Below are 26120 nucleotides of genomic sequence, written 5' to 3'. Positions count from 1 at the left end.
ACCTTCCTCCGCCGTCCCGGCGCCGCTGTCGCGCGGCCCGGGGCCGTCCGTCCTCCGCCGCGCGGCTGCCCGATCCGGCCCGCCCCACACCCGGGCCGCCGACCCCGCGGGTGTCGGGCCCGTCCCGGCGGGGTAGACGCGGGCGCACCGGCGCCGGCCCGGGGCGGTCGCTGACCGCCGCGCCCGGGCCCGCGCGAGCACGGACGGCCCGCCCCGGCGGGCCGGGAACGGGGTGCGCCATGACCACCGCCGAGATCCGGGCGAGCGGGCGGATCATCCAGCTCAGGCGGGCCGACAAGGAGCTGTTCCCGGCCGACGGCCTCACCAAGGCCGACCTGGCCGCGCACTACCGCCGCGTCGCCCGCCGCATCCTGCCGCAGCTGCGCGGCCGGCCGCTGATGCTGGAGCGCTACCCCGACGGCATCGACGGCCCCCGGATCGTGCAGAAGGACACCCCCGGGCACTTCCCGGAGTGGATCCACCGCAGCGAGCTGCCCAAGGCGGGCGGCACCGTCGACTACCCGGTCTGCGACGACCTGGCCACCCTGCTCTACCTGGTCGGCCAAGCCTGCGTCACCCCGCACCGCTGGCTCTCCCGGGCCGACCGGCCCGACCACCCCGACCTGCTGGTCTTCGACCTCGACCCGTCGGGCGAGGACTTCGAACCGGTCCGGGCCGCCGCCCGAGCGCTGCGCGGCCTGCTGGACGAACTCGCCCTCCCCGCCGACCTGATGACCACCGGCTCGCGCGGCCTGCACGTCCTGGTCCGGCTCGACCGCCGCGCCCCGTTCGACGAGGTCCGGGCCTTCGCCCGGGACGCGGCCGACCTGCTCGCCCGGCGGCACCCCGACCTGCTCACCACCGAGGCCCGCAAGGCGGCCCGCCGGGGACGGCTCTACCTCGACGTCCAGCGCAACGGCTACGGCCAGACCGCCGTCACCCCCTACGCGGTCCGCGCCCTGCCCGGCGCGCCGGTCGCCACCCCGCTGGGCTGGGACGAGCTGGACGACCCCGCCCTCACCCCGCGCCGCTGGACCGCCGCCACCCTCGCCGAACGCCTCCTGGCCCCGGACCCGTGGCGGCCCGCCGCCCGCAGCCGCTCGCTGGGACCGGCGCGCCGACGGCTGGAGGGGCTCTGACACCGGGGGCACCCGGGCGGCTCAGGCGCCGCCGGGGTGCCAGGCGACGAGCAGGACGGTGGCGTCGTCCCGCAGCCGGTCGCCCTGGTGCGCGGTGAGCCGCCGCACCAGTCGGCGCAGCGCCTCGGGGGCGGGCAGGCCGTCGGCCATCGCCCGGGAGACCACGTCGACCAGCAGCTCCTCGCCGAACGGCGCTCCGCTCGCGTCCCGGCCCTCCGTCACGCCGTCGGAGTGCACCAGCAGGCGGTCGCCCGGTTCGAGGCGCGCGGTGTGGACGTCGGGTGCGGTGCGGGGCAGGCCGGCGGGGAGGCCGAGCGGCAGGTGCGGAGGGCGCTCCAGGGCCCGGGCGACGATCCGGCCCCGGCGGATCAGCAGGGGCGTCGGATGGCCGCAGTTGATCCAGGACAGCGCTCCGGTGACCAGGTCGAGGTCGGCGATCACGCAGGTCAGCAGCCGATCGGGAATCCACCGGGTGAGCGCGTCGTCGATCGCCCGGGCGATGTCGGTGAGGGTGCCGCCGGCCCGGCGGGTGGAGCGGCAGGCGGCGACGGCGACGGCGCTGCACCCGCCGGAGGCGAGGTCGTGGCCCATCGCGTCGACCAGGGTCAGGTGCAGGCGGTTCCCGGCCAGGTTGTGGTCGAGGGCGTCGCCGCCGATGTCGTAGGCGGGCTCCAGCACGGCACTGGAGGTGACCAGCCGGCTGCCGATCGTCAGGGGCGGCAGGAACGCCCGGACGAGTTCGGCCTGGAGGGTCATCGGCCGGCGCCGGCCGGTGCGCACCAGCTGGTCGCTGAACGGCGTCTGCACGGCGACCAGCAGGCCCGCCGCGGTGGCCAGCGCCCGGCCGGCGGCGAGCCGGGCCCCGTCCAGCACGGGCGCGGTCACCTGGAGGACGCCGAGGCGCCCGATGCCGTCCACGACCGGGAGCCAGCCCACCGCGCACCGGCCGGGGTCGCCGCCGGTGCAGACGTCACCGGTCCGGTAGGCGCGGCCGGCCAGCGAGCCGTCGACGTCGAGCAGCCCGGGGCCGGTCGGCCCGGTGACCCGCGGGTCCTCCGGCGGGACGGGCAGCGCGGTCAGGTACTTCTCCTGCACGTCGGCCAGGTAGAGCCAGGCGCCGGTGAGGCCGAGCCGCCGGGCCGCGCCCTGCAACAGCCCCGGCAGGTCCCTCGGCCCGGTCCGGTGGGAGTCCTCCAGCAGGCCGAGCACCACGGCCCCGGCCGCGTCCCGCTCGTCACGGCCCATCGCCCGTCACCTCCGCTCCCGGCTCCGCGCCCGTCCGCCCCCGCACCCGTCCAGCCTGCCCGCCTCCCGGGCGGGCCGCCACGCACCGCCGGGGCGTGCCGCCGGGGCGCGTCGGCGCGCGTGCGCCGGTGTGCGCCGCCGCGTGCCACGCAGGGTGAGCGCCCGCGCGGGCCCGGGTCCGTGTCCGAACTGTTCGACGGATCGTCATATTCCGTTCTACCAGCGGGTTTTACTCGCCTTTGAATCTCCGAAACCCCTTACGCGGTGACGTTCCGTACGTAAGCTGGAACGGCACGGCGACCGGGCCGGGCGGACGCCGGGGGAGGCGGGGATGACCGGACGGGGGAGGGCGCGGGGCGGCTGCCTCGCCGTGCTGCTGGCCGCCGTCCTCGCGGCCGTGCTCACCGTCCTCACCGCCGGGCCCCCGGCCCAGGCCCGGGCGCCCCGCGCGGCCACCGCGACCGTCGCGGAGGAGCACCTGGAGGGCGCGCCCCACCAGGAGGCCCCGGCCCCGGCGGGCCGGTCCGCCGGCCGGCACCGGGTGAACGGCGGCCCGCCCGCCCGTCCCCCGGCCCGGCCGGGGGAGGAGACCGCCCCCGACACCACCACCGCCCCCGCGCACCCCGCCCCGACGACCGCCGGCGGGTCCAGACCGGCCGCGCTCGCGCGCCTCCAGGTGTTCCGCTGCTGAGCGGGCCCGCGAGCCGACGGCGACGGTCCGGACACCGGCGCGCCCCCGAACCCGGGGCCGCCCGGTCGCTGTGACGACCCGTCGGCACGCTCCGCTGCCCACCGACAGCACCCCCGTCCGGCCGACGCCGGGCGGGCGGAAGGAGAACCCCGATGCGACCGTCCGTGCACCACCACGCCCGCGTCCTTCCGACCGGAGAGGCCCGAGCGCTGTGAACACCACTCCGCACCGCACCCCGCCGCCCGGCCCCGACCCCGACCGCACCCCGCCGTCCGACCGCGCCGCCGCCCGGTCCGGCCCCGGCCGCGCCGCCGCCCTGCGCGGGGCGCTCGCGCACTGGCGCCAGGACCTGCCCGCCTCGCTGGTGGTCTTCCTGGTCGCCGTCCCGCTCTGCGTCGGCATCGCCGTCGCCTCCGGCGCGCCCGCCGAACGCGGGCTGGTCACCGGCATCGTCGGCGGCCTCGTGGTGGGCCTGCTGCCCGGCAGCAGCCTCCAGGTCAGCGGCCCGGCGGCCGGCCTGACCGTCCTCGTGTTCGACGCCGTCCAGCGCTTCGGCCTCGGCTCGCTCGGCGTGCTGGTGCTGGCCGCCGGCCTGCTCCAGATCGCCATGGGGCTGCTGCGCACCGGCCGCTGGTTCCGGGCGATCTCGCTGTCCGTCGTGCACGGCATGCTGGCCGGCATCGGACTGATCCTGATCCTCGGCCAGCTCTACGCCGTCTCCGGGCGCACCGCCCCCGGCAGCGGCGGCGGGAAGATCCTCCACCTGCCCGCGCTGGCCGCCGACTGGTTCACCGGCCGGGCCGCGACCACCGCCCTGCTGATGGGCGCCGCCACGGTCGCCCTGCTGGTGGTGTGGCCGAAGCTGCCCGCCGCCGTCCGGGCGGTGCCCGCGCCGCTGGCCGCGGTGGCCCTGGCCGCCGGGGCCACCGCGCTGTTCGGCCTGGACGTGCCCCGGGTCCGGGTGGACGGCCTGCTCGGCGCGGTCGCCCTCCCCACCGCGGACGGCTTCGCCGCGGTCGCGGGCGCGGCCGGGCTCGGCACCGTCCTCGCGTTCGCCCTGATCGCCTCCGCCGAGAGCCTGTTCAGCGCCGCCGCCGTCGACCGGATGCACCACGGGCCGCGCACCGACTACGACCGCGAACTCACCGCCCAGGGCATCGGTAACACCCTGTGCGGACTGCTCGGCGCCCTCCCGATGACCGCAGTCATCGTCCGCAGCGCCGCCAACGTCCAGGCGGGCGCCCGCACCAAGGCGTCCCGCGTCCTGCACGGGCTGTGGCTGCTGCTGTTCGCCGCGCTGCTGCCCGCCGTCCTGGGGCTGATCCCGCTCGCGGTGCTCGGCGGCGTGCTGATCCACGCCGGGGCCAAGCTGATCCCGCTGCGCCCGGCCGCCGCCCTGTGGCGCGGCCAGCGCGGCGAGCTGCTGGTGCTGGCCGTCACCACCGGGGCCGTCGTGCTGACCACCCTCTTCGAGGGCGTCCTGATCGGCGTGGCCCTCGCGGTGGCCCGGAGCGCCTGGCAGACCTCCCACCTGCACATCGACCTCACCCAAGCCGAAACCGACGCCGAAACCGACGCCGGGACCGGGACCGGCACCGGCACCGGTGCCGGCGGGCCGTTGAAGGTGCGGCTCAGCGGAAACGCCACCTTCCTGCGCCTGCCGCGCCTGCTGGACGCCCTGGAATCGCTCCCGGTCGGCCGCGCCGTCGAACTCGACTGGACCGGCCTGCGCCACCTCGACCACGCCTGCCGCACCGCCCTGCTCACCTGGGCCGCCCGCCACGCCGCCGACGACCCCGCCACCGTCAGCTGGGAGCCCCCGCTCACCGTCGCGACCTGAGCGGCCGCGACCGGCACGACACACGACGGGGCCCGGCGGTACGCAGGACGCGTACCGCCGGGCCCCGTGGCCTGCCCGGGACGGTCGACGGTCAGAAGCGGCGCCAGCGGGCGGAGGCGAAGGAGAACACGCCGTACAGGACCAGGCCGCAGGCCACCGCGGCGAGCAGCCACGGGCCCGCCGCACTGGAGGCGAAGGAGCGCAGGGTGTCGTCCATGCCCTTGGCCCGGTCCGCGTCGAAGCGGACGGCCGCCACCACCACGAAGGCCCCGGCGGCGGCGTAGACGCTGCCGCGGGCCACGTTGCCGGACAGGCCCGTGCCGGTCACGGCGCTGCGGGTGCGCGGGTGCATCGACGAGGTGTCGAGCTTGCGCAGGAAGCGCCGCTGCAGGGCGCGCACGGCGATGGCGGTGCCCACGGCGGCCAGCCCCAGGCCGACGGCGCCCACCAGCCAGCGCCCGCCGGGCTGGGCCAGCGCGGTGGCCGTCCAGTCCTTGGAGGCCGAGTCGCTGTCGGACCCGCCGCCGGAGCCCGCCGCGTACGCGGCCGTTCCCCAGGCCACCGAGGCGTAGAAGACGGCCCGGCCCGCCGACAGCAGCCGGGAGCCGGTCTTCTTCTGCCCGGCCTCGCCGAACACCGCCGTCGAGGCCCGCCACAGCGCCATCCCGACGAAGCCGACGGCCAGTGCCCACAGCAGCACCTCGCCGAACGGCTGCATCGCCACCTGGTGCAGGGCCCCCTGCCGGTCGGCGTCCTCACCGCCGGACCCGAACGCGATCCGCAGGGCCAGCACCCCGACCAGGGCGTACACCACGCCCCGGGCCACGAAACCCACCCGGCCGGCGACCGTCGTCACCCGGTCCACCGAACCGCCCTCGGGCTTGTTCGCTTCCATTGCCGTTCTCCTCCGTCGCTCTTCCTGCGCTCTACTGCTCTGACGATCGCCGCGGGCCGGTTCAGTCGAGGGCGCGGGCGCGGGTGACGAGGTTGCCGAGGACGACGTAGACCAGGGCGGGCAGGCCGTAGTCGAGCAGGACCTGACCGGTGTGGTTCGACACGCTGAACAGGCCGCGGGACCAGCCCGACAGCCAGTCGGCGGCGTCGTGGAACCAACTGACGACGGAGTTCCCCTGGTTGGCCTTGAAGAGGTCCAGCAGGATCCAGATGACCAGGACGGCCGCAACGGCGTGGGCCAGGACGGATATGACCGAAGTGATGCGTCTCATGGGCGTCGCTTTGCCCGGTAGGATTTTTCCAAACCGGTTGCGCCGCAAGGGAGTTCGTGATTGCGGACGTCGTCGGCGGGCTCGGCGTCAGAGGAAGTGCCGGATCGGGGCGGTGGCCGCCTCCAGGGCCCGCCGGGCCGGGCCGCGGCGGTGCCAGCGCTCCGGGACGACGGCCTCGCTGCGGGTCAGGTCCTCGTCGAAGTGCCGGTCCAGGCCGGCGGTGAACTCCGGGTCCACCACGGCCAGCACCACCTCCTCGTCGTGGTCGAGCGAGCGCCGGTTGAAGTTCGCCGAGCCGACCACGGCCGCCGTCCCGTCCACGGTCAGCACCTTGGCGTGCATCATCGTCGGCCCGTACCGCCAGACCGTGACCCCGGCGGCGGTCAGCCGGCCGAAGTGCCGCTCGCCCGCCAGCTGGCACACCCGCTTGTCGGTGTGCCGCCCCGGCACCAGCAGGTCGACCGCGACGCCCCGGCGGGCCGCGTCGCAGAGCAGGCCGACGAAGTAGTCGTCGGGCGCGAAGTACGCGGTCGCCAGGCGCAGCCGCCGCTCGGCGGAGGAGATCACCACCCGCATCAGGGTCTGCAGGTCCTGCCAGCCGACGGCGGCCGAACCCCGCACCACCTGGACCACCGAGTCGCCCGGCTGCTCGTGCTCCTCGAACCGGTCCGCCGCGTCGTACAGCGTGCCGGGGGCGCACTCGGCCCAGTTCTGCGCGAAGGCGGCGGCGATGCCGTCCACGGCGGGCCCGACCACCCGGACGTGGGTGTCGCGCCACTCGCCCGGGTGCCGGGCGTCGCCGCACCACTCCTCGGCGATCCCGACGCCGCCGGTGAACGCCGTCCGGCCGTCCACCACCAGGACCTTGCGGTGGCAGCGGTGGTTCTGCTTGAAGGGCGACAGCCGCACCGGACGCCGGAACCAGGAGATCCGGACGCCGCACCCCTCCATCAGCTCGATCAGGTCCGGTTCGATCAGCCGGCTGCCGAACCCGTCCAGCAGCAGCCGCACCCGGACGCCCTCCGCGGCCTTGCGGGCCAGCGCCCGGGCGAAGGTCCGGGCGATGTCGCCGCGCCAGTAGACGAAGGTCATCAGGTCGACCGTGCGTCGCGCGCCGTCGACGGCCTCCAGCATGGCGGGGAAGATCTCGTCGCCGTTGCGCAGCGGGGTCAGCAGGTTGCCCTCGGTCGCGGCGATGCCCAGCAGCCCTTCCAGTCGGCGGCGCAGCACCTGGCCGCGGTCGGAGGGTAGTGACGCGGGGACGGCCGTGAGCGAGGGGCCGGGGACGGCCGCGAGCGCGGGCCCGGCGGGTGCCGGGGTGGGCTCGGGCGCGGTCTCGGTGGTCATGGGGTCCCTCCGTCCGGGGCGGTGGCTGTGGCGGGCGCTCGGTTACCCGCTGCGCGGCGATCGACGCCTGGTCGGACCGGTCGGGGATGAAAACCGCGGACCGGGGGACACGGGTCCCATGACGAGGACACAGGGGCGGGCCGCACCGCTCGGGGTACTGGCGGCGGTGGTCGGGCAGGGGACGGCGCTGGTCGCCGTCGGGCTGCTGATCACCCACCCGCCGGGCGGCTGGTGGGACCCGGGCGAGAACGGGCTGGTCTCCTGGCTGGCCGGGCACCGCACCGACGCGCTGACCACGGCCAGCTCCTGGCTGTCCGCGCTCGCCTTCACCCCCGCGATCGTGACGGTGACGGCGGTCGTCGCGCTCCTGCTGCTGCTCGGGCGCCGGTGGCGCCCGGCGGCGCTGCTCGCGGGCGCGGTGGCGCTCCAGGCGACGCTGTTCGTGACCGCCGCCCACGTGGTGGACCGGGCCCGGCCGGACGTCGCCCGGCTGGACGGGGCGCTGCCCACCTCCAGCTTCCCGTCCGGGCACGTCGGGGCGGCCACCGCGCTGTACGGCGGCCTCGGCCTGCTCGCGCTGCACCTGCTGCGCGGCCGGTGGCGGGTCCTGCTGTGCGCGCTGGCCTGGGCGGTACCGGTCCTGGTCGCGGCCAGCCGGCTCTACCGGGGCATGCACCACCCCACCGACGTGCTGGCCGGCGCGCTCAACGGCGCGGCCGCCCTGTGGGTGGTGCACCGCGCGCTGCCCGCCCGCGCCCGCCGGACCCCGGCCGCTCCCGCCACCCCGGCCCCCGCCGTCCCGCTGCGGGTCGCGCTGGTCTACAACCCGCTCTCGGTGGACGACGCCCTGCTGCACCGGCTCTCCGCCGTGCTGACCGCGCACGGCCACCGGCCGCCCCTGCTGCTGCCCGGCGAGGCCGAGGACTGCGGCCGGGCCGCCGCCCGGCGGGCCCTCGCCGACGGCGCCCGGCTGGTGGCGGCCTGCGGCGGCGACGGCACCGTGACGGCCTGCGCCGAAGTCCTGGCCGGCACCGGCGCGACCCTGGCGATCGTCCCCTGCGGCACCGGCAACCTGCTGGCCCGCAACCTCGGCCTGCCGACCGACCCCGAGGCCGCGCTGGACGCCGCCCTGGCCGGCCGCACCCGCCGGATCGACCTGATGCGGGCCGAGGGCGACGACCTGCCCGCCCGGGCCGCCGCGACCATGGCCGGGATGGGACTGGACGCCGCCGTGATGGCCGACACCGGCCGCACCCTCAAACGCCGCCTCGGCTGGCCCGCGTACGTGCTCGCCGCCGCCCGGCACCTGGGCGACCGGCGCTTCACCCTGACCGTCGCCGTGGACGACGCCGAGCCGGTGCGCCGCCAGGTGCGGGCCGCCGTCGTCGGCAACGTCGGCTCCCTCCAGGGCGGCGTCCGGCTGCTGCCCGACGCCGAGCCCGACGACGGGCTGCTCGACCTGGTCCTGGTCCAGCCGCACGGGCCGAGCGGTTGGGGGCGGGCCGTGCACGCCCTGCTCACCGGCACCCACCGCCCCGGCCCGGCCGCCCCGCTCGAACACTTCCGGGGCCGCCGCATCGCCCTCACCGCCGAGCGCGCCCAGCCCCGCGAGTGCGACGGCGACCCGGTGGGCGACGGCCGCACCCTCACCCTGACCGTCCGGCCGGACGCCCTGCTGGTCCGCGTCCCCGCCGCCGCGCCGGAGACCGCCCCCGGGACGGCCGCCCTCGCGGCCCCCGTCCACCCCGCGGCGGGCGCCCTCGCCGCCCGGCGGGAAGTGGCCTGATGGGCACGGCGAGCCGGGTCAGGCCCGGCCGGGAGCACCTCTCCGCGGACGAGGCCGTGGTGGCCCTGCGCCGGCAGTCCTGGTGGCCGCTGGCCCGGGACGCCTTCGTGCGGTTCCGGTACGCGGACGGGTTCAGCCACGCCCGGGCGCTGGCCTTCCAGGTGGTGCTGGCCCTGGTGCCGTTCGCGATCGCGGTGGTCGGGCTGGCCTCCTCGCTGCACGGCGGTCCGGTGGGACAGCTGGTCGCGGCGAGCATCCAGCGGATGGTCCCGGCGTCCAGCGCGGGCCTGGTCAGCGAGGTGCTCGACCGCAGCCGGCACCGCGACGGCGGCACCGTCGCGCTCTGGTTCGGCGCGCTGTTCGCGGTGGCCAACCTGGTGACCGCGATGTCCCAGATCGAACGCGGGGCGAACCGGATCTACGGCATCGAACGGGACCGGCCGTTCGACCGCAAGTACGGGCGCAGCCTGCTGATGGCGGCGGGCGCGGGCCTGCCGCTGGGCGTCGGCTTCCTGGTCCTGGTGGCCGGGCCGCAGGTCGCCGCCGCCGCGGACGAGGTGTTCGGACTGGGTCCGGGCACCGCCGCCGCCTGGACCCTGCTGCGCTGGCCGGTCGGGGTGGTGCTCACCCTCGCCGCGGCGGCCGTGATCTTCCGCCGGGCCCCCCGCCGCCGCCAGCCCGGCTACAGCTGGCTGGCGTTCGGTGCGGGCGTCCACCTGGTGCTCTGGCTGGCGGCGACCTGGCTGCTCAGCCTCTACCTGCGCCTGAGCGGTTCCTTCGACGCCGTCTACGGCCCGCTCAGCGCGGTGTTCTCGCTGCTGGTGTGGGCGTACCTGACGGCGATCGCGCTGTTCCTCGGCCTCTCCTTCGCCGCCCAGCTGGAGGCCGACCGCACCGGCCGGCCCGGCCCGGTCCTGCCCGACCCGCTGGCCGCCGAGGCGCGGACCGCCGAACCGACGCCCGCCCCCGACCCCGACCCGTCACCCGACCCCGACCCGTCGGCCCCCGTGTCCGACCCCGACCCGTCGCCCGCCCCGCCCGCCGGCCCCGAGAGGACCCAGTAGTGATCCGCCGCCCCACCCTCCTCCACCGCAAGCTGCGGGACGCCGACCTGCGCCTGGGCGAGCGGCTGCTCGCCGCCGTCGGCGCGTCCGCGGTGGCCGCGGTGCCGACCGCGCTGCTGCTGGTGCTGATCGAGGCGCACTGGGGGCCGCTGCACCGGCTCGACGCGGGCGCGGCGCAGCGGCTGCACGCCGTCGTGCGCGACCATCCGGCCGTGCTCTCGGTGCTGCGCGCCCTCAGCAACGGGGTGTGGGACCCGCTGACGATGCGGCTGCTGGTCGCGGCGGCCGTCGGCTGGCTGCTGTGGCGGCGGGCCTGGCGGCTGGCGGTGTGGGCCGCCGCCACCACGACCGCCGCCGGACTGATCGGCTGGGCGGTCAAGGCGGCGGTGGCCCGGGCCCGCCCGTCGCTGCCCGATCCGGTCGCGCACGCGCCCGGCTTCTCGTTCCCGTCCGGGCACGCGATGACCGCGGCGACCTGCTGCACGGTGCTGCTGCTGGTCTTCTCCCCGGCACTGCGCCCGGGGTGGCGGTGGGCGGCCCGGGCGGCGGCCGGGCTGAGCGTGCTGGGGGTGGGGTTCACCCGGGTCGCGCTCGGGGTGCACTGGGTCAGTGACGTGCTCGGCGGCTGGCTGCTCGGGGTGGCCCTGGTGGCCGCCACCGCCTGGGCGTTCGAGGGCTGGCGGCGCGACACCGGCCGCCCGGTCCCGCCGCCGCTCAGCGAGGGGCTGGAGCCGGAGCTGGCCGCGGGCGGCCCGGCCCGCCCCGAGGGCTGACCGGCGCGGCCCGAGGAGTGACCGGGGGCGGGGGCTCAGCCGTCCGGGCGGAGCGCGCCGACGGCGGCGTCGACCGTGTCGTGGTGCGGCAGCAGCCGGTCCACGCCGGTCATGGTGAGCAGCCGCCCGACGTCGGCGCTGGTGCCGACCAGGGCGAGCGAGGTGCCCGCCGCCCGGGTGCGGCGGAACGCGAACAGCAGCTCGGCCACGCCGAGCGAGTCGCAGAACCTCAGCAGCGCGAGGTCCAGGACCAGCGGCAGTGCCTCGGAGGTCCGCTCCACCGCCCGGTGCAGGCGCGGCGCGGTGTGGTAGTCGAGCTCGCCCGCGAGCGCGACGACGGTCGCCCCCACGGGATGGGTGCGGACCTCGATGGTCAGGTCGTACTCGGGCACGGGGGCTCCGTACGGTGCAGGGGGCTTCCGGGTGGACGGGGAGCAGGTGGGAGCAGGTGGGAGCCGGCGGGAGCCGGTGCGGCCCGGCGGTGGCCGGGGACGCGGTCAGTCGAGCCGGGCGACGAGCAGGGCCACGTCGTCGGTCTGGGCCCGGGCGAACGAGGACAGCAGCAGGTCGCCCGCCCGGTCCAGCTCCGGCGGCGCGTCGGCGAAGGCGTCCCGCAGGGCGTCCAGACCGGCCTGGAGGTGCTCGCCGGGCACTTCGATCAGGCCGTCGGTGACCAGCAGCAGGGTGCTGCCGGGCTCGACGGCGTACTCGACGGTCGGCGGCTGCGGGACGTTCAGGCCGAGCAGGATGCCGTGCTCGGTCAGGTAGCGGGTCGAGCCGTCCGGCAGCCGCAGCAGCGGCGGCAGGTGGCCGGCGTTGGCGACCTCGATGCGCCGGCGGTCGGGTGCGATCAGCACCAGGCACACCGTCGCGGTCAGGCCGGGGCGCAGCCGGGTCATCAGCGCGTCCAGCCGGTGCAGCAGGGTCCGCGGGTCGTGGCCCTCGATGGCGTAGGCGCGCAGCGCGTGCCGCAGCTCGCCCATCGCCATGGCGGCCTCCAGCGAGTGGCCGGCCACGTCGCCGATCGCCAGCAGCAGGCCGTCGGGGGTGTCGATGGCCTCGTAGAAGTCGCCGCCGATCTCGCTGCGGGCCGAGGCGGGCTCGTACCGGACGGCGAGTTCGACGCCCGGGACGGCGGGCAGCCTGCTGGGCAGGAAGCTGCGCTGCAGGGTCAGCGCCAGGGCGTGCTCCTCGGCCTGGCTGCGCTGGGCCTCCAGGGCGAGCGCGGCGGCCTGGGTGAGCTGGGGGAGCAGGCCGCGTTCGTCCCGGTCGGCGACCGCGTCCCGGTCGGCGACCACGGCGAGCAGCGGCCGGCCGGGTTTGGTGCGGGCCACCACCAGGGCGACCGGCCCGGCCGGGAGGCCCGCGCCGTCCAGGCCGTGGTCGGCCAGCACGGCGCCCCACTCCGCGGCGTCCAGCAGGGCGGTGTCGGTGCCGGTGGCGTCGCCCAGGGTGTGGTGGGCGAGCACGTCGAGCAGGACGGGCGGGGCCGCCAGCAGCCGCACCGGGCCGTCCTCGGGCAGCGCCGGGTCGTGGTGGGCCAGGTGCAGGGTGTCGCGGTCCGGCCCGAGGGCGATCGCGGTGGCCCGGGCGGCGCCCAGCCGGACCGCGCCGAGCACGGCCGAGGTGACCAGGGCGTCCGGGTCGGCGGCCCCGTACAGGGCGAGGGTGCTGCGGTGCAGGGCGGCGACCCGGGCGGCCAGCCGCTCGGCGCGCCGGCGGGCCCGGGTGTAGCGCAGCACGGCGGTGACGGTGGCCTGGAGCTCGGCCGAGTCGATCGGCTCGGTCAGGTAGGCGTCGGCGCCGCGGTGCAGGCCCTGGGTGCGGTCGCTGGCCTCGATCGCGGTGGCGGAGATGTGCACGACGGGCAGCGCCGAGGTGCGCGGCACCCGCTTGATCCGCTCGCACACCTCGAAGCCGGTCATGTCGGGCAGGCTGATGTCCACCACGGCGATCTCGGGCAGCTCGGCGGTGGGGGTGCGCTCCAGCAGGGCGAGGGCCTGGGTGCCGTCGACCGCCTCGACGACGGTGTGCCCGGAGCGGCGCAGCCAGCTCCCGACGATGTACCGGGTGGTGTCGTTGTCGTCGAGCACCAGGACGGTGGCGGGTCCGGCGTCGGGGCTGGTGCTGGTCACGATCCGTCCTCGGGCGGCAGCGGTCGCCGCGGCGCGGCGGCGCGGGGGGCGGACAGGGCGGCGGCGATCCGCGCGGCGCTCAGGCCGGACTTGGGCAGCACGGCGCGGGCGTGCGCCAGCCGGGCCCGGTCGGCGGCGGTGAGCGAGGCGGAGGTGAGGATGACCACCGGGATCTGCCGCAGCCCCGGGTCGGCCCGCAGGTCGGCGAGCACCTGGTAGCCGTCGACCTCGCCCAGGTGCAGGTCGAGGACGATCCCGTCCGGCCGGGCGTCGCGGACGGCGGCGAGCGCGGCGGCGCCGTCGTGCGCCTCCACCACCCGGTCGGCGATCTCGTCCAGCAGCGGGCGCAGCACGCCCCGGAACACCGGGTCGTCGTCGACCGCGACCAGCACGGCCCACCGGGTGTCGGCCGGCGGCGCGGGGTGCGCGGGCAGCCGGACGGTGATCGCGGTGCCCCGGCCCGGCTCGCTGTCCAGGCGCAGCGTGCCGCCGAGGATCTCGGTCAGCCGCCGGGCGTACGGCAGGCCCAGGCCGGTGCCCCGGCGGCCGCGCTGGTGCGGGCCCCGGACCTGGTAGAACTCCTCGAAGACCCGCTCCTGCTGGTCGGCCGGGATGCCGATGCCGGTGTCGGTGACGGTCAGCACCAGGACCGGGCCGCCGTCCGGGCCGTCCTCGACCCGGGTGGCCAGCTCCACCGACCCGCGCTCGGTGAACTTCAGCGCGTTGGACAGCAGGTTGCGCAGGATCCGCACCAGCATCGTCTCGTCGCCGAGCAGCGCCCCCGGCCCGGCGGGCGCCGGGCCGATCCGCAGCGCGACGCCGGGGCGGGCCAGGCCGCGCAGGGTGCCGTCCAGGTGGGCCAGGACGGCGCGCAGGTCCAGCGGCGCCCACTGCGGGTCGAGGGTGCCGGACTCCGCCTTCGCGACGTCCAGCAGCTCGTCCACCAGGGCGAGCAGGGTGCGGCCGGAGTCGGCGATCAGCGACAGCTGGTGGGCCCGCTCCTCGGCCGGGGCGTCGGCGTCCGCGCGCAGCAGCTCGGCCAGGCCCACCACCGCGTTGACGGGCGTGCGCAGCTCGTGGCTGACGTTCGCCCAGAACCGGCTCTTGGCCTCGCTCGCCTCGCGCAGCTGCCGGGACTTCTCGTCGAGTTCGGCGTACAGCGCGACCACGCCACGGTTGGTCTCCTCCAGTTCCTCGGACAGCTCCGAGTACAGCGCCAGGACGCCCCGGTTGGTCTCCTCCAACTCGCTGTTCAGGCGGCGCAGTTCCTCGCGCTGGGCCCGGGTGTGCTCCAGCGCGGCGATCAGGTCGCGGGTCTGCGCCCGGGAGTCCTCCAGGGCGCTGGGGCCGGTGTGCGCGGCGAGCAGGTCGCGGATCCGGCCGGCCAGCTCCGGGACGGGCCCGGGGACGGGACCGAGCCGCTGCTCGACCCGGACCAGGCCGCCGTCCCCGGTGTGCTCCTGGTGGGTGGGCAGCAGCCGGCCGGACGCCTCCAGCGCCTCCTCGGGCAGCCGGTGCCCGCCCTGCCAGGTCAGGGTGACCCGCAGGACGGCCGGTGGCCCCGGCTGGAGGTCGAACGCAGCGGCCAGCCGGTCGGCGCCGAGCAGGCCGCGGCCGAGTTCGCTCAGCGCGGTGGCCAGCCGGACGGCGTCCTGGCCGTCCGCGCCGAGCAGGTCGGCGACGGCGCGGGCGCTGCGGCGCAGCGCGAAGGTGTCCTGCACGGTACCCACGGGCGTGCTCTCCAGGTGTACGGACGGAACCTCCACCGCGTGCTCGGTGGAGGGGCCGGGGCGCGCGCTCACCAGGCGCCCTTCGCGACCACCACGCCCGCGTCGTCCCGGCGCACCCCCGCCTCGCGCAGCAGCAGGGCCGCGGCGGTGACGGGCAGGTGGGAGAAGATCCCGGGGACGTCGGCGGCCTTCCAGCGGTCGGTCAGGCCGTCCGAGTGCAGCACCACCGCGCTGCCGGGCGGCAGGTCCTGCCGGACGGTGTGCGGCGCGGGCAGCTGGTGCCCGACGATGCCGGGGGCGGAGGGCAGCGAACGGCGGTTCCCGGTGGCGGGGTCCACGACGAAGGCGCTGACGTTGCCCGCCCCGCAGAGCGTCACCCGGGCCTCGGCGGGCTCGACCAGGGCGACCGCGACCGCCCCGCCGCGCCCGCTGCGCAGCACCCGGTGCAGGTCGGCCAGCACCTGCTCGGGCCGGTGCGCGGAACCGCGGTGGAAGGCCGCGACGGCGTCCGAGGCGGCCCGGGCGGCCAGCGGGCCGTGGCCCAGGCCGTCGCAGAACATCAGCAGGAACGCGCCGGTGTCGCCGGCCCGTTCCGGGGTGGCGGCGAGGTGGGTGCGCGGCGCCCGGTTGGTCAGCACCGACCAGTCCAGCCGGGCCGCCGCGGCGGCTCCCGGCGGCTCGGCCGCCGCCGGCGCGGCCGGGACCGCCGACGGGCCCGCGCCGACCGCGCGCACCGCCCAGGCGTCCCCGCACAGCTCCTGCCCGCTCATCGGCCGGGTCAGCCCGGCCGCGACCGGCTCGCCCGCCGCGGCGGCCCGGCCCGCCGGGGTGCGGTTCCAGAACCGGGCGGTCATCACCGTCCCGCGGCCGGGCAGCGAGTGCAGGTCGAAGGCGTCGGCGAGCCGGGAGATCGCGCCCAGGCCGATGCCCAGGGTCGGACCGGAGGAGTAGCCGTCGGCCAGCGCCGCGGGCACGTCCGCCATCCCGGGCCCGCTGTCCATGGTGAGGAACTCCAGCGCCGCCTCGGTGTCGGTGCGCACCACGCGCAGCACCATCGCCCCGTCCACGGCGTGCCGGCGCAGGTTGGTGGCGGCCTCGCTGACGGCGAGCGCCACCTCGCCGACCCGCTCGGGCAGCAGCCCGATCCGGTGGGCGAGCTGCCGGGCCGCGCCGCGGGCGGCGGCGGGCAGCGAGTCCGAGTGCCGGAACCACACGGTGTCCTCGCACACGGCCAGGGCGGGCGTCACCGGGCCCACTTGGTCACCGAGACCCTCGTCCCGGAACCGGGCTCGCTGTGCAGCTCGAACTCGTCGACCAGCCGGCGCGCCCCGCTCAGGCCCAGGCCCAGGCCGCCGCCGGACGTCCAGCCGTCGGTCAGCGCGAGGTCCAGGTCGGGGATGCCGGGGCCGCTGTCCTCGAACACGGCGTGCACGCCCACCCGGGCGCCGCTGCGCACGGCGGCGCAGCGCATCGAGCCCCCGCCGCCGTAGACCAGGGTGTTGCGGGCCAGCTCGCTGGCGGCGGTGACCAGCTTGGTCTGGTCGACCAGCGACAGCCCGCACTGCTGGGCGTACGTCCGGACGGTCTGCCGGGCCCGGACCACGTCGTCGTTGGACCCGATCGGTACGGCCTGCTCGTCCTCCACCACCCTGGGGCCGGTCATGGGCGGCCCGTACGCGCGGTACGGTCGCGTTCCAGCAGGGCCAGACCCTTCTCCAGGGTGAGCGCGGTGCGCACCCCGCCCAGCGAGAGCCCCAGCTCGACCAGGGTGATCGCCACCGCCGGGCGCATGCCGACCACCACCGTCTCGGCGTCCAGCATGCGCGAGATGGCGGCGGTGTTGGCGAGCATCCGGCCGACGAAGGAGTCGACGATCTCCAGCGCGGTGATGTCGATGACGACACCGTTCGCGCCGGTGGCGACGATCCGCTCGGCCAGGTCGTCCTGCAGGTCCAGGACGATCTGGTCCTCCAGGTCGACCTGGATGGAGACCAGCAGGACCTGGCCGATCTTCAGGACGGGGACGCGCTCGCTCACCGGGCGCCGCCCGAGGGGGCCTGAGCGCCGCTGAGCTGCAGGACGTGGCGCAGCGCGTCCTGCAGGGTGGCCTTGGTGACGATGTCGCCGAACTGCACGCCGAGCGCGACCAGGGTCTGGGCGATCTGCGGGCGGATGCCGGAGATGGTGCACTCGGCGCCCATCAGCCGGGCGGCGACCACGGTCTTCAGCAGGTGCTGGGCGACCTCGGTGTCCACCGCGGGCACGCCGGTGATGTCGATGATCGCGTGCTCGGACCCGGAGTCCACCAGGCTCTGCAGCAGCTTCTCCATCACCACCTGGGTGCGGGCCGAGTCCAGGGTGCCGACCAGCGGCACCGCGACCACGTTCTCCCACAGCTTGACCACCGGCGTGGACAGTTCGAGCAGCTGCTCGGCCTGCGCGCTGATGATCTCCTCCCGGGTGCGGGCGTACGCCTCGATGGTGAACAGACCGAGCGCGTCGAGCAGCCGGGTCAGCTGCAGGTAGGCCGTGATGTCCTCGGCGGTGCTGGCCGTGCTGGGCTCCAGCACGTCCTTGCCGGCGAAGACGGTGACGGCCGTCTCGGTGGGCGTGAAACCGTACCGGGCCCGGCTGCGGGAGAGCTCCACCAGCAGGGCGCGCACCTCCGAGTACGCCTCGTCCTGCCAGTCCAGGCCGCTCTTGCCCAGGGCCTGGACCAGGGCCTGGTAGAGGTCGGTCAGTTCGCGCTCCAGCTCGGCCCGGCTGATCCGGCCGCCCAGGGACGCGGCCACGGCCGACACCCACTGCTCCTGCACCGCATCGTCCCGGGTCAGCAGCTCGACGAGCCGTTCGGACGCATGCTCCACCGCCATCAGGCGTTCTCCTCGCTCATCAAGGCCCCCGCTGATCGGGGGCCCCGTCCGCCGCACGACGGCACGCGGCAAGCCCGGCCGATCGGCCGGGTCACCGCGCGCCGTATGTCCCGGCCAGTGTGAAGTATGCAGGGGAGGCCGAGAAATTTTTTCCGCGACCGCCGCGCCCGGCTCCCGGAGAGTGCCGGAGCGGGCCGTGCCGCAGGTCAGAGCCGGTACGGGGCCGGTCGGGCCGGTTCGGGCCTTTTCAGGGCCGGTGCACGTGCTCGGCCCGGAACATCCAGGCGTGCTTCTCCAGCGCCGCGGTCACCGTGATCAGCAGGTCCTGCGTGACGGGGTCGGCCTCGCCGGTCTTCGCGATCCGCTCACGCATCCGGGCGACCACCGCGGAGAGCGCCCCCACTAGCTGCTCCACCACCTCGGTGTCGACCTGCCAGCCGGGGGGCACCCCGGGCAGGCCGCCGGCCGCGACGGTCGCGGCCCGCCCGTCCGGGCTGACGCCGATCGCCGCCGCCCGCTCCGCCACCTGGTCGGCGAAGTCGCGGGCGGTCGTCACCACCTCGTCGAGGTGCAGGTGGACGGAGCGGAAACGGGGGCCGTACAGGTTCCAGTGCGCCTGCTTGCCGACCAGGGACAGGTCCACGAGGTCGACCAGGGCGCCCTGCAGTGCCTCCCCGACCGTGTCGCGGTCGTGCCCGTCCAGCGGGCTGCCGGTGGCGATGTCCATCGTCGGGTCCTCTCCACGTCAGGGGCGGTCGGCGGACGCCGACCGCCCCTTCGGCTGCCCGGCCCGGCGGAACGGAAACCCGCCCGCGCCGCGGTAACGGTTTCGCATCGTTCGCGTGGACCGCCCCGCCCGGGGTACCCGCGCTGGCGTCGCCCCCGGCCGCTCGGCCCCTCCCGGGACCGGGTCGCTCCCGCAGGCACGCCACCGGCACACCAGCACGAACAGGAATGGGGACCCGCATGTCCGCCGCCGTGTCCAGGCCGATCTCCGTCACCCTCCCGGAGAGCCCCTACCCCCACGTCCCGGTCACCGGCCAACTGCGCTTCGACCCCGCGCTGCCCTACGGCGTCGGGCTGGCCTTCCCGCCGCACCGCCCCGGCGACGAGGACGTCGTCTGGTGGTTCGGCCGCGAACTGCTCGCCGAGGGCCGCCGCGCCCCGAGCGGCGAAGGCGACGTCCGGATCGCCCCCGGCATGGACGGCCGGGTGCTGATCACGCTGGGCGCCCGGGGCGAACGGGCGGTGATCAGCATCCCCGCCGACACGGTCGCGGCCTTCCTCGTCGACACCTTCGCCGAGGTGCCCCCCGGCACCGAGTCCGACCACCTCGACCTCGACCTCGGGCTGGCCCGGCTGCTGGCCTGACGCCACCACCGGTCACCGCCCCCGGTCACCGCCACCGCCCTGTCGGCCGCGCCGCGCCGGGCGGCTTCGGCCTGTCCGGACGTGGGACGCGGGGCGCGGGGTGCCAAGTGCCGGGTCGGCGGCTCGGCCGGTCACTCGTTCGGGGGAAATCCGCCCGGCCCCGGCCGCAGCCCGTCAGGCGCTCAGGGTGACGCGGATGAGCTTGCCGCCGCCGGGCAGCGGGTGGATCTCCCAGTCGGTGGAGATCAGTTGGACCAGGGGCCAGCCCCGGCCGCCCAGGCGGGTGGGGTCCTGGAGGTTGGCGGCGTCGCCGTGCGGGCGGGCGTCGGCGGCGTCCTCGACGTCGATCGTCAGGGTGCGGCCGCCGCCGCCGGTCCGGACGGCGAACCCGGTCACCCCGCCCGCGTGCCGGATCGCGTTGGTGACCAGCTCGGTGACGGCGAGACAGGCGTCGCCGTGCAGGCGGTCCCCGGTCGCGCAGTACCGGGCGAGCGCTTCGGTGACGGCGGCCCGGGCCTCGGCCGCGGTGCGCACCGGGAGGCGGGGGCCGGGGCGGGGGCGGTGGATGGTCGGGGGGTGCCGCCGTGTCGGGTCGGTCTCGGCACGGGACATCGGGTGACCTCGAATCGAACGGGACGGGAACGGTGCTTCAGTGATCCGGCTGCCCGGACGATGCGTTGATCACACCGGTGGAGTGCGCGGCGAACGGGTGACGCTCGTCCCGGACGCACTTCGCACCGCCGTCTCGGCGTCCGCCGCGAGGTGCAGGTACCCGGTGGCGGCGGCCAGGTCGAGCAGCCGGCGGACCGGTTCCCGCAGCGGCCCGGCCAGCACCAGCCGCCCGCCGGCGTCCGCCATCCGGCCGTGGGCGATCAGCAGGCCGTGCAGCACCGAGGAGTCGGCGAAGGTGACCTCGGCGAGGTCGACCACCAGCAGCCGGGGCGAGCGTTCGAGCGCGGTCGTCAACCGCCGGACGAACTCCTGGGCGTCCTCCCAGTCCAGTTCGCCCCGCGCCCGCACCGTCTCGACGTCCGCCGGGTCCGCCCCGGTGGCACCGTGGGTGTGATCGGTCATGTCGGCATGGTAGTGGCCCCCGGTCCGGCGGGTGACGGCCGCTCCGTCCGACCGGGCCCCCACCGGGCCGCAGTAGCATGGCGGTTCGGGTGCGGCCCGCCGGATCCGCTCGCAGGACCCCGGCAGGACGCGCCAAACCCGTCGGCCGCAGCGGGCCCCACCCGGCTCCGGGGGCCGACGGAAACCGAATGCGAGGTGAGGGTCCGTCAGGGCCCGGACGATGGCATTTCCGACTTCTCCCGCGGCGACCACCGGCTGGGAGTTCCTCGCCGGCTCCCCCTACCCGGTGGCGGTGCTCGGACCGGACGGCGCACTGCTGCACGCCAGCGACAGCGCCCGCCGCCTGCTGGCCGCCCCGGCGGACGGCGCTCCGGCGGACAGCGACCCGGCCGACGGCGCCCCGGCCGACGCGGTGCCGCCCTGGCTGCGCCGGGCCCACCTGGACCTGCCCGCCGACGGCACCCGCCCGGCGGCCGTCCGGCACACCGACCCGGTCGCCGGACCGGTCGAGGCGCACCCCTCGCCCCGCCCGGACGGCAGCGCGGTGTGGTGGTTCGTCGTCCCGGAGGGCGGACCGGCCCTGCTCCCGCGGACCGCCGCCGGCGGCTCCCACGACTGGGAACTGCTGACCCGGCTGTCCGGACTGCTGCTGTCCTCGCTGAACGTCGACCGGATCCTGGAGACGGCGGTCCGCCAGGCCGCGCTGCACCTCGCCGACGCCGCCGTGGTGGTCGCCCCCAGCTCCGGCCGGACGCTGCGCTTCGTGACCTGCCTGCGCGGCGGCGACCCGGCGCACGTCCAGGTGCGGGCCGACCCGGCCGAGATCCCCGGGCTGGCCGAGGCGCTCCAGGGGTTCCCGCCGGTGCCCTCGCGGTGGATCGACCCGGACGCCACGCCGCGCTGGCTGGTGCCCGCCGGTTTCGGCCGGGTGGGCTCGGTGCTGGTCACCCCGCTGCCCGGGCACGGCGTCCCGGCGGGGGCGCTGGTGCTGCTGCGGGCGGCGGGCGGCGGCCCGTTCCCCGTCGACGAGGAGGTCTTCGCCCGGATGTTCGCCGCCCGGGCCGGGGCCGCCGTCTCCGCCGCCGTCATGTACTCCGAGCAGGCCGCCGTCACCGACCTGCTGATGCGCGAACTGCTCCCGCCGCGGCTCGAACACCTCAACGGGGTGGACTTCGCCGGCGGCTACCGGGCCTCGGTCGACCGGGACCGGATCGGCGGCGACTTCTACGACGTCCACCCCGCGGCCGACCCCGACGGCGAGACGCTCGCCCTGCTCGGCGACGTCAGCGGCAAGGGCCTGGAGGCCGCCGTCATGACCGGCAAGGTGCGCAACACGCTGCACGCGCTGCTGCCGCTGGCCGACGACCACCAGCGGGTCCTGCACCTGCTCAACCGGGCGCTGCTCACCTCCCACCACACCCGCTTCGCCAGCCTGGTGCTGGCCTCGGTGCGCCGCGAGCAGGACCGGGTCCGGGTCCGGCTGTCGGCCGCCGGGCACCCCGCGCCGATGGTGGTCCGGGCCGACGGCCGGGTCACCGAGTCCACCACCCTGGGCAGCATCGTCGGCGTCCTGCCGGAGACCACCACCCACACCGACACCGTGCTGCTCGACCCCGGCGAGGCGTGCGTCCTGTACAGCGACGGGATCACCGAGGCCAAGGGCGGGCCCACCGGCCAGGAGCAGTTCGGCGACCACCGGCTGCGCCAGGCGCTCGGACAGTGCGCGGGCATGCCCGCGGAGGCGATCGTGGAACGGGTCCAGATGCTCACCGCCCAGTGGCTCCGGGAGGGCCGGCACGACGACATGGCGGTGATGGTCATCGCCGCGCCCCCGCCCGGCCACCTGCCCGTGGTCGGCGCACGCCGAGGGGACGACGCATGAGCACCGACACGCCGACCGGCACGCTCACCCACGGCCGGCCCCCGGCCCCCGCCCGTCCCCGCGCCGCGGCCCCCCGGCCCGAGGAACTGGTCGAGGAGCTGTGGGAGGTCGTCCTCGGCGGCGACCAGGCCGGGGCCGCCGCGCTCGCGACCGGGGCCCTGGAGCGGGGGCTGCACCCGGAGTCGCTGCTGCTCGACGTGATCGGCGCGCTCCAGGCCCGGATCGGGCGGGAGTGGGCGGCCGACCGGATCACGGTGATCCAGGAGCACGCCGCCACCGCCGTCAACGACCGGGTGGTGGCCCTGGTCTCCGGCCACCCGGCGTTCGCCGCCGCCGCCGGCCCGCGGCGGCCCGGCCGGATCGCGGTGGCCTGCGTCGACGGCGAGTGGCACGCCTTCCCCGCCCGGCTGCTGGCCGAGGTGCTGATGCTGCGCGGCTGGCGGGTCGACCACCTGGGCGCCCAGTGCCCCACCCCGCACCTGATCGCGCACCTGCACCGCACCGCCCCCGACGCGCTGGCGCTGTCCGCCTCGCTGTCCACCCGGCTGCCCGCCGCGCACACCGCGATCACGGCCGCCCAGGCCGCCGGGGTGCCGGTCATCGCGGGCGGCGCGGCGTTCGGCCCCGACGGCCGGCACGCCCGGCTGCTGGGCGCCGACGCCTGGGCCCCGGACGCCCGGACCGCCGCCGAGCGGCTGGCCCGCGGACTGCCGCTGCCGGCCTCCCCGCACCAGCCCGTCGACGCCCTCCCGCACCTCGCCGACCAGGAGTACACCCTGGTCGGCCGCAGCGCGCGCGAACTGGTGGGCGCCGTGATGGCCGCCCTGGAGCGGGAGCACCCCGCCGTCCGCTCCTACACCCCGCTCCAGCGCGACCACACCCTGGAGGACCTGTCCCACATCGTCGAGCACCTGGCCGTCGCCCTCTACACCGGCGACCCGGGACTCTTCACCGCGTTCACCGGCTGGACCAGGGAGATCCTGCTGGCCCGCGCCGTCCCGGACACCCTGCTGGCCTTCGCGCTCGGCGTCCTGCGCGAGCAGCTGCGCGACCTGCCGCGCAGCGTCGCCGTCCTGACGGCCGCGCTGACGGCCGCCCGGCCGTCCGCGCCCACCGACCCGAGCCCGCTGCCGACCCCGGGGACCCCCGCGTGAACGCCCACCCCGTCCCCCCGCCCCGGCCCGCCGCGGGCGCGACCCGCACGGCCACCGTCCCGGTGGACGGCGAACTCGACCACGAGAGCTGCGGGGAACTCGTCCGGGCGGTCGCCGGTCACCTGGCCGCCCGCCCCCGGGTCGACGTGGTCCGGCTGGACTGCGGCGGCATGTCGCTGTGCGACTCCATGGGGCTGTCCGCGCTGCTCCAGATCCGCCGGGACGTCGACGCCGCCGGCCGCCGCCTGCTGCTCGACCACCGGCCCGCCCACCTGGAGCGCCTGCTGCGCCTCACCGGCACCGCGGACTACCTGCTCGCCGACCGCCCGGACTGAACACCCGGACCGACCGTCCCGACCGTCCCGACCGTCCCGGCCGACCGCCCGGACCGACCTGCCGGACCGGGCGGTCCGGCAGGTCGGCCGTTCGGGGCCCGGCCGGTTTCCGATCCCCCGGCAGGGGCAGCCGACGGCCATGGACCGACGACGCGCCCCCTGGTGGGACAGTTCCCTCTCACTGCTGACCCGCGGCTACGCGTGGCTCCCCGACCTGCGCCGCCGCCACCCCGGGCCGGTGGTCCGGGCCCGGCTGGCCGGGCGGCCCGCGGTCGTCCTGCACGGACCGGAGGCCGTCCGCTTCTTCTACGACGAACGGCACGTCCGGCGCGCGGGCGCGCTGCCCGAGCCGGTCAGGAGCACGCTCTTCGGGCACGGCGCCGTGCACTCGCTGGACGGCCAGGTGCACCGGCTGCGCAAGGCGCTGTTCCTCTCGCTGCTGGCCGACCCCGCGCAGGTCCGCGCGCTGGTCGACGAGGTCGGCGCGGCCTGGGACACCGCGGTGGGGGAGTGGGCCGAGCGGCCCCGGGTGGTGCTGCTGGACGAGGTCGCCCGGGTCCTCACCGAGGGCGTCCGCCGGTGGGCCGGCCTGCCGCTGCCCGAGGACGGCGCCGACGCGTTCGCCGCCGACCTGGTCGCGATGGTCGACGGCTTCGCCACCCCCGGCCCGCGGCACTGGCGCGCCCGGCTGGCCCGCCGCCGCCGGGAGGCCTGGATCGCCGGGATCGTCACGGACGTGCGCGACGGCACCGCCCGCGTCCCGGCCGGCTGCCCGCTGGAGCGGGTGGCGCTGCACCGGGACGCGGACGGCGAACCGCTGGCGCCGCGGGTGGCGGCCGTCGAGGTGCTCAACCTGGTCCGCCCGACCGTCGCGGTCTGCTGGTTCGTCGCGTTCGCCGCCCACGCCATGCACCTGCGGCCGGAGAACCGCGCGGCACTCGCCGGCGGGGACCCGGCCCGGGCCTGGGCGTTCGCCCAGGAGGTCCGCCGGTTCTACCCGTTCGCCCCGTTCGTCGGCGGCCTGGCCGCCGCCGACCTGACCCACCGGGGCGAACCGATCGCCGAGGGCACCCTGGTGCTGCTCGACCTGTACGGGCAGAACCACGACCCGGCCCTGTGGGGCGACCCGTACGCCTTCCGCCCCGAGCGGTTCCTGGACCACCCCGCGGACGTCGGCCAGTCCGTCCCGCAGGGCGGCGGCGACCCGGCGCGCGGCCACCGCTGCCCCGGCGAGGCGGTGGTGGTCGAACTGCTGGAGGACCTCTCGGTGCGGCTGGCCCGGCTGCAGTACGTGCTGCCCGCCCAGGACCTCTCCATCCGGCTCGGCCGGATGATCGCCCGCCCGCGCAGCGGCTTCGTCATCGAGGCGGTCCGCGCCGGATGACGCACCCGCGACCGACCGCAGACACGCACCGCACGGAGAGGACGACCATGCCGAACGGCGAGCACGGCGAGCACGGCGAGCACGGAGAGCACGACGAGGACGGCCGCGGCGCCCACCGCGCGCCGGAGGGGCCCACGCAGGTGCCGGCCCGCGGCTGGGCCGCGGTGCTGCGCCGCACCACGAAGGAGTTCCTGGACGACGAACTGCCGGACCGGGCCGCCGCCCTGACCTACTACGGGGTGCTGGCGGTCTTCCCGGCGCTGCTGGTGCTGGTCTCGGTCCTCGGCCTGCTCGGCCACTCGGCGACCGACCGGGTGCTCGACAACCTCCAGCAGCTCGCCCCCGGGCAGGCCCGGGACGTGCTGCGCTCCACCGTCGAGCAGTTGCAGGACGGGCGCGGCACCAGCGGGGTGCTGGCCGCGGTCGGCCTGCTGGGCGCGCTCTGGTCGGCCTCCGGCTACGTCGCCGCGTTCATCCGGGCGTCCAACGCGGTCTACGACATCCGCGAGGGCCGGCCGGTGTGGAAGCTCACCCCGCTGCGGGTCGGCCTGACCCTGCTGATGATGGTGCTGCTGCTGGCCAGCGCCGTGATCGTGGTCTTCACCGGCCCGGTGGCCCGGCGCGCCGGGGACCTCCTCGGGGTCGGCCCCACCGCGGTGACGGTCTGGTCGATCGCCAAGTGGCCGGTCCTGGTCCTGCTGGTCTCCGTCATGATCGCGCTGCTGTACTGGGCGGCCCCCAACGTGCGCGGCCGGGGCTGGCGCTGGGTCTCCCCGGGCAGCCTGCTGGCCGTGCTGCTCTGGCTGCTGCTCTCCGGCGGGTTCGCCGCGTACGTCGCCAACTTCGCCTCCTACAACCGGACCTACGGCACCCTGGCCGGGGTGATCGTCTTCCTGGTGTGGCTGTGGCTGTCCAACCTGGCGATCCTGCTCGGCCTCGAGTTCGACGCCGAACTCTCCCGCGAACGGGCCGTCGAGGGGGGCCTGCCGCCCGACGCGGAGCCGTACGTACCGCCGCGCGACACCCGCAAGTGGCCCGACGGCGACGACGGCGCCCGGAGCTGACCTCCGG

General features: G+C 76.9%; 26 protein-coding genes. 12 read left to right on the top strand and 14 right to left on the bottom strand.

From position 1 onward, the window contains the following. Positions 1–239: 239 nt before the first annotated feature. Positions 240–1139, top strand: a complete 900-nt coding sequence (gene ligD / locus ACIQVD_RS22930) for a non-homologous end-joining DNA ligase (protein WP_402291429.1) — start codon at positions 240–242, stop codon at positions 1137–1139. A gap of 21 nt (positions 1140–1160) precedes the next feature. Here the strand turns inward: ligD and ACIQVD_RS22925 are convergent, their stop codons facing one another. Continuing rightward, positions 1161–2384 (bottom strand): PP2C family protein-serine/threonine phosphatase, encoded by a 1224-nt coding sequence (locus ACIQVD_RS22925; protein WP_402291427.1) that lies wholly within the window; start codon positions 2382–2384, stop codon positions 1161–1163. 331 nt (positions 2385–2715) lie between these two features. On the opposite strand from ACIQVD_RS22925, the gene ACIQVD_RS22920 reads away from it, so the two are divergent. Both ACIQVD_RS22920 and ACIQVD_RS22915 read left to right on the top strand, forming a co-directional pair. Beyond that, complete coding sequence (locus ACIQVD_RS22920; RefSeq protein WP_402291425.1) at positions 2716–3075, top strand: hypothetical protein; 360 nt, start codon at positions 2716–2718, stop codon at positions 3073–3075. Positions 3076–3391: 316 nt separating this feature from the next. After that, positions 3392–4915: a SulP family inorganic anion transporter gene (locus ACIQVD_RS22915; RefSeq protein ID WP_402291525.1), complete on the top strand. Its 1524-nt coding sequence runs from the start codon at positions 3392–3394 to the stop codon at positions 4913–4915. Between the two features lie 91 nt (positions 4916–5006). Here the strand turns inward: ACIQVD_RS22915 and ACIQVD_RS22910 are convergent, their stop codons facing one another. From ACIQVD_RS22910 to ACIQVD_RS22900, 3 genes are all read right to left on the bottom strand, one after another. Continuing rightward, positions 5007–5810, bottom strand: coding sequence for a DUF1206 domain-containing protein (locus tag ACIQVD_RS22910; RefSeq protein ID WP_402291423.1), 804 nt, complete (start codon positions 5808–5810; stop codon positions 5007–5009). Between the two features lie 61 nt (positions 5811–5871). Then, a complete protein-coding gene (locus ACIQVD_RS22905) occupies positions 5872–6141 on the bottom strand; it encodes a hypothetical protein (RefSeq protein WP_100834777.1) in 270 nt (89 codons plus the stop codon). Between the two features lie 87 nt (positions 6142–6228). After that, positions 6229–7488, bottom strand: coding sequence for a phosphatidylserine/phosphatidylglycerophosphate/cardiolipin synthase family protein (locus ACIQVD_RS22900; RefSeq protein ID WP_400680415.1), 1260 nt, complete (start codon positions 7486–7488; stop codon positions 6229–6231). A 118-nt stretch (positions 7489–7606) separates the two neighbouring features. On the opposite strand from ACIQVD_RS22900, the gene ACIQVD_RS22895 reads away from it, so the two are divergent. Genes ACIQVD_RS22895 through ACIQVD_RS22885 form a run of 3 tightly spaced genes read left to right on the top strand, consistent with a single transcriptional unit; the run spans position 7607 to position 11111 of the window. Continuing rightward, positions 7607–9274, top strand: coding sequence for a diacylglycerol kinase family protein (locus tag ACIQVD_RS22895; RefSeq protein WP_400680418.1), 1668 nt, complete (start codon positions 7607–7609; stop codon positions 9272–9274). Further along, positions 9274–10338 (top strand): YihY/virulence factor BrkB family protein, encoded by a 1065-nt coding sequence (locus ACIQVD_RS22890; RefSeq protein WP_402291420.1) that lies wholly within the window; start codon positions 9274–9276, stop codon positions 10336–10338. The genes ACIQVD_RS22895 and ACIQVD_RS22890 overlap by 1 nt, the downstream gene beginning before the upstream one ends. Beyond that, the gene (locus tag ACIQVD_RS22885; RefSeq protein WP_400680421.1) at positions 10338–11111 is read left to right on the top strand and encodes a phosphatase PAP2 family protein; all 774 of its coding nucleotides are present in this window, start codon (positions 10338–10340) and stop codon (positions 11109–11111) included. The genes ACIQVD_RS22890 and ACIQVD_RS22885 overlap by 1 nt, the downstream gene beginning before the upstream one ends. Before the next feature lie 35 nt (positions 11112–11146). Here the strand turns inward: ACIQVD_RS22885 and ACIQVD_RS22880 are convergent, their stop codons facing one another. The 8 genes from ACIQVD_RS22880 to ACIQVD_RS22845 form a co-directional block, all read right to left on the bottom strand. After that, the gene (locus tag ACIQVD_RS22880; protein WP_400680423.1) at positions 11147–11503 is read right to left on the bottom strand and encodes an anti-sigma factor antagonist; all 357 of its coding nucleotides are present in this window, start codon (positions 11501–11503) and stop codon (positions 11147–11149) included. 105 nt (positions 11504–11608) lie between these two features. Then, positions 11609–13246: a SpoIIE family protein phosphatase gene (locus ACIQVD_RS22875; protein WP_400680425.1), complete on the bottom strand. Its 1638-nt coding sequence runs from the start codon at positions 13244–13246 to the stop codon at positions 11609–11611. Further along, positions 13243–14976 carry an ATP-binding protein gene (locus tag ACIQVD_RS22870; RefSeq protein WP_402291417.1) on the bottom strand — a complete coding sequence of 578 codons (1734 nt, stop codon included), beginning with the start codon at positions 14974–14976 and terminating at the stop codon, positions 13243–13245. Before ACIQVD_RS22870 ends, ACIQVD_RS22875 begins: the two co-directional genes overlap by 4 nt. Positions 14977–15044: 68 nt before the next feature. Continuing rightward, positions 15045–16232 carry an ATP-binding protein gene (locus tag ACIQVD_RS22865; RefSeq protein ID WP_400680429.1) on the bottom strand — a complete coding sequence of 396 codons (1188 nt, stop codon included), beginning with the start codon at positions 16230–16232 and terminating at the stop codon, positions 15045–15047. Then, positions 16220–16639, bottom strand: coding sequence for an anti-sigma regulatory factor (locus tag ACIQVD_RS22860; protein WP_400680431.1), 420 nt, complete (start codon positions 16637–16639; stop codon positions 16220–16222). The genes ACIQVD_RS22865 and ACIQVD_RS22860 overlap by 13 nt, the downstream gene beginning before the upstream one ends. Continuing rightward, complete coding sequence (locus ACIQVD_RS22855) at positions 16636–17013, bottom strand: STAS domain-containing protein (RefSeq protein ID WP_400680433.1); 378 nt, start codon at positions 17011–17013, stop codon at positions 16636–16638. Before ACIQVD_RS22855 ends, ACIQVD_RS22860 begins: the two co-directional genes overlap by 4 nt. Then, positions 17010–17849 carry an STAS domain-containing protein gene (locus ACIQVD_RS22850; RefSeq protein WP_400680435.1) on the bottom strand — a complete coding sequence of 280 codons (840 nt, stop codon included), beginning with the start codon at positions 17847–17849 and terminating at the stop codon, positions 17010–17012. The genes ACIQVD_RS22855 and ACIQVD_RS22850 overlap by 4 nt, the downstream gene beginning before the upstream one ends. A gap of 247 nt (positions 17850–18096) precedes the next feature. Then, positions 18097–18576 carry a Dps family protein gene (locus ACIQVD_RS22845; RefSeq protein WP_402291414.1) on the bottom strand — a complete coding sequence of 160 codons (480 nt, stop codon included), beginning with the start codon at positions 18574–18576 and terminating at the stop codon, positions 18097–18099. Between the two features lie 239 nt (positions 18577–18815). Here ACIQVD_RS22845 and ACIQVD_RS22840 point away from each other — a divergent pair, with 239 nt between their 5' ends. Next, the gene (locus ACIQVD_RS22840; protein ID WP_400680440.1) at positions 18816–19220 is read left to right on the top strand and encodes an SsgA family sporulation/cell division regulator; all 405 of its coding nucleotides are present in this window, start codon (positions 18816–18818) and stop codon (positions 19218–19220) included. Positions 19221–19394: 174 nt separating this feature from the next. On the opposite strand, the gene ACIQVD_RS22835 is transcribed toward ACIQVD_RS22840, so the two are convergent. After that, positions 19395–19832 carry an ATP-binding protein gene (locus tag ACIQVD_RS22835; protein ID WP_400680442.1) on the bottom strand — a complete coding sequence of 146 codons (438 nt, stop codon included), beginning with the start codon at positions 19830–19832 and terminating at the stop codon, positions 19395–19397. Between the two features lie 69 nt (positions 19833–19901). After that, positions 19902–20294: an STAS domain-containing protein gene (locus ACIQVD_RS22830; RefSeq protein WP_400680445.1), complete on the bottom strand. Its 393-nt coding sequence runs from the start codon at positions 20292–20294 to the stop codon at positions 19902–19904. 220 nt (positions 20295–20514) lie between these two features. Here ACIQVD_RS22830 and ACIQVD_RS22825 point away from each other — a divergent pair, with 220 nt between their 5' ends. The 5 genes from ACIQVD_RS22825 (at position 20515) to ACIQVD_RS22805 (ending at position 26113) form a co-directional block, all read left to right on the top strand. Next, entirely contained in the window at positions 20515–22176 is a 1662-nt protein-coding gene (locus ACIQVD_RS22825; RefSeq protein ID WP_400680448.1) for a PP2C family protein-serine/threonine phosphatase, read from the top strand. Beyond that, complete coding sequence (locus ACIQVD_RS22820) at positions 22173–23330, top strand: B12-binding domain-containing protein (RefSeq protein WP_400680450.1); 1158 nt, start codon at positions 22173–22175, stop codon at positions 23328–23330. Before ACIQVD_RS22825 ends, ACIQVD_RS22820 begins: the two co-directional genes overlap by 4 nt. Then, entirely contained in the window at positions 23327–23665 is a 339-nt protein-coding gene (locus tag ACIQVD_RS22815) for an STAS domain-containing protein (RefSeq protein ID WP_400680453.1), read from the top strand. The genes ACIQVD_RS22820 and ACIQVD_RS22815 overlap by 4 nt, the downstream gene beginning before the upstream one ends. A gap of 139 nt (positions 23666–23804) precedes the next feature. Further along, on the top strand, positions 23805–25049 hold the full coding sequence (locus ACIQVD_RS22810) for a cytochrome P450 (protein ID WP_402291410.1): 1245 nt from the start codon (positions 23805–23807) through the stop codon (positions 25047–25049). A gap of 47 nt (positions 25050–25096) precedes the next feature. Further along, positions 25097–26113 (top strand): YihY/virulence factor BrkB family protein, encoded by a 1017-nt coding sequence (locus ACIQVD_RS22805; RefSeq protein ID WP_402291408.1) that lies wholly within the window; start codon positions 25097–25099, stop codon positions 26111–26113. Positions 26114–26120: the final 7 nt, after the last annotated feature.

Source organism: Kitasatospora sp. NPDC090308 (assembly GCF_044769485.1).
GTDB lineage: Bacteria > Actinomycetota > Actinomycetes > Streptomycetales > Streptomycetaceae > Kitasatospora > Kitasatospora fiedleri.
The sequence above is the reverse complement of the archived record's forward strand: the minus strand, read 5'-3'. Positions and strand labels throughout refer to the sequence as shown.

Coding starts and splice junctions, on each gene's coding strand:
- ACIQVD_RS22850 (WP_400680435.1), bottom strand. CDS start 17,849: ATGGCGGTGGAGCATGCGTCCGAACGGCTCGTCGAGCTGCTGACCCGG.
- ACIQVD_RS22810 (WP_402291410.1), top strand. CDS start 23,805: ATGGACCGACGACGCGCCCCCTGGTGGGACAGTTCCCTCTCACTGCTG.
- ACIQVD_RS22860 (WP_400680431.1), bottom strand. CDS start 16,639: ATGACCGGCCCCAGGGTGGTGGAGGACGAGCAGGCCGTACCGATCGGG.
- ACIQVD_RS22895 (WP_400680418.1), top strand. CDS start 7,607: ATGACGAGGACACAGGGGCGGGCCGCACCGCTCGGGGTACTGGCGGCG.
- ACIQVD_RS22840 (WP_400680440.1), top strand. CDS start 18,816: ATGTCCGCCGCCGTGTCCAGGCCGATCTCCGTCACCCTCCCGGAGAGC.
- ACIQVD_RS22890 (WP_402291420.1), top strand. CDS start 9,274: ATGGGCACGGCGAGCCGGGTCAGGCCCGGCCGGGAGCACCTCTCCGCG.
- ACIQVD_RS22920 (WP_402291425.1), top strand. CDS start 2,716: ATGACCGGACGGGGGAGGGCGCGGGGCGGCTGCCTCGCCGTGCTGCTG.
- ACIQVD_RS22820 (WP_400680450.1), top strand. CDS start 22,173: ATGAGCACCGACACGCCGACCGGCACGCTCACCCACGGCCGGCCCCCG.
- ACIQVD_RS22905 (WP_100834777.1), bottom strand. CDS start 6,141: ATGAGACGCATCACTTCGGTCATATCCGTCCTGGCCCACGCCGTTGCG.
- ACIQVD_RS22830 (WP_400680445.1), bottom strand. CDS start 20,294: ATGACCGATCACACCCACGGTGCCACCGGGGCGGACCCGGCGGACGTC.
- ACIQVD_RS22845 (WP_402291414.1), bottom strand. CDS start 18,576: ATGGACATCGCCACCGGCAGCCCGCTGGACGGGCACGACCGCGACACG.
- ACIQVD_RS22925 (WP_402291427.1), bottom strand. CDS start 2,384: ATGGGCCGTGACGAGCGGGACGCGGCCGGGGCCGTGGTGCTCGGCCTG.
- ACIQVD_RS22805 (WP_402291408.1), top strand. CDS start 25,097: ATGCCGAACGGCGAGCACGGCGAGCACGGCGAGCACGGAGAGCACGAC.
- ligD (WP_402291429.1), top strand. CDS start 240: ATGACCACCGCCGAGATCCGGGCGAGCGGGCGGATCATCCAGCTCAGG.
- ACIQVD_RS22835 (WP_400680442.1), bottom strand. CDS start 19,832: ATGTCCCGTGCCGAGACCGACCCGACACGGCGGCACCCCCCGACCATC.
- ACIQVD_RS22900 (WP_400680415.1), bottom strand. CDS start 7,488: ATGACCACCGAGACCGCGCCCGAGCCCACCCCGGCACCCGCCGGGCCC.
- ACIQVD_RS22910 (WP_402291423.1), bottom strand. CDS start 5,810: ATGGAAGCGAACAAGCCCGAGGGCGGTTCGGTGGACCGGGTGACGACG.
- ACIQVD_RS22825 (WP_400680448.1), top strand. CDS start 20,515: ATGGCATTTCCGACTTCTCCCGCGGCGACCACCGGCTGGGAGTTCCTC.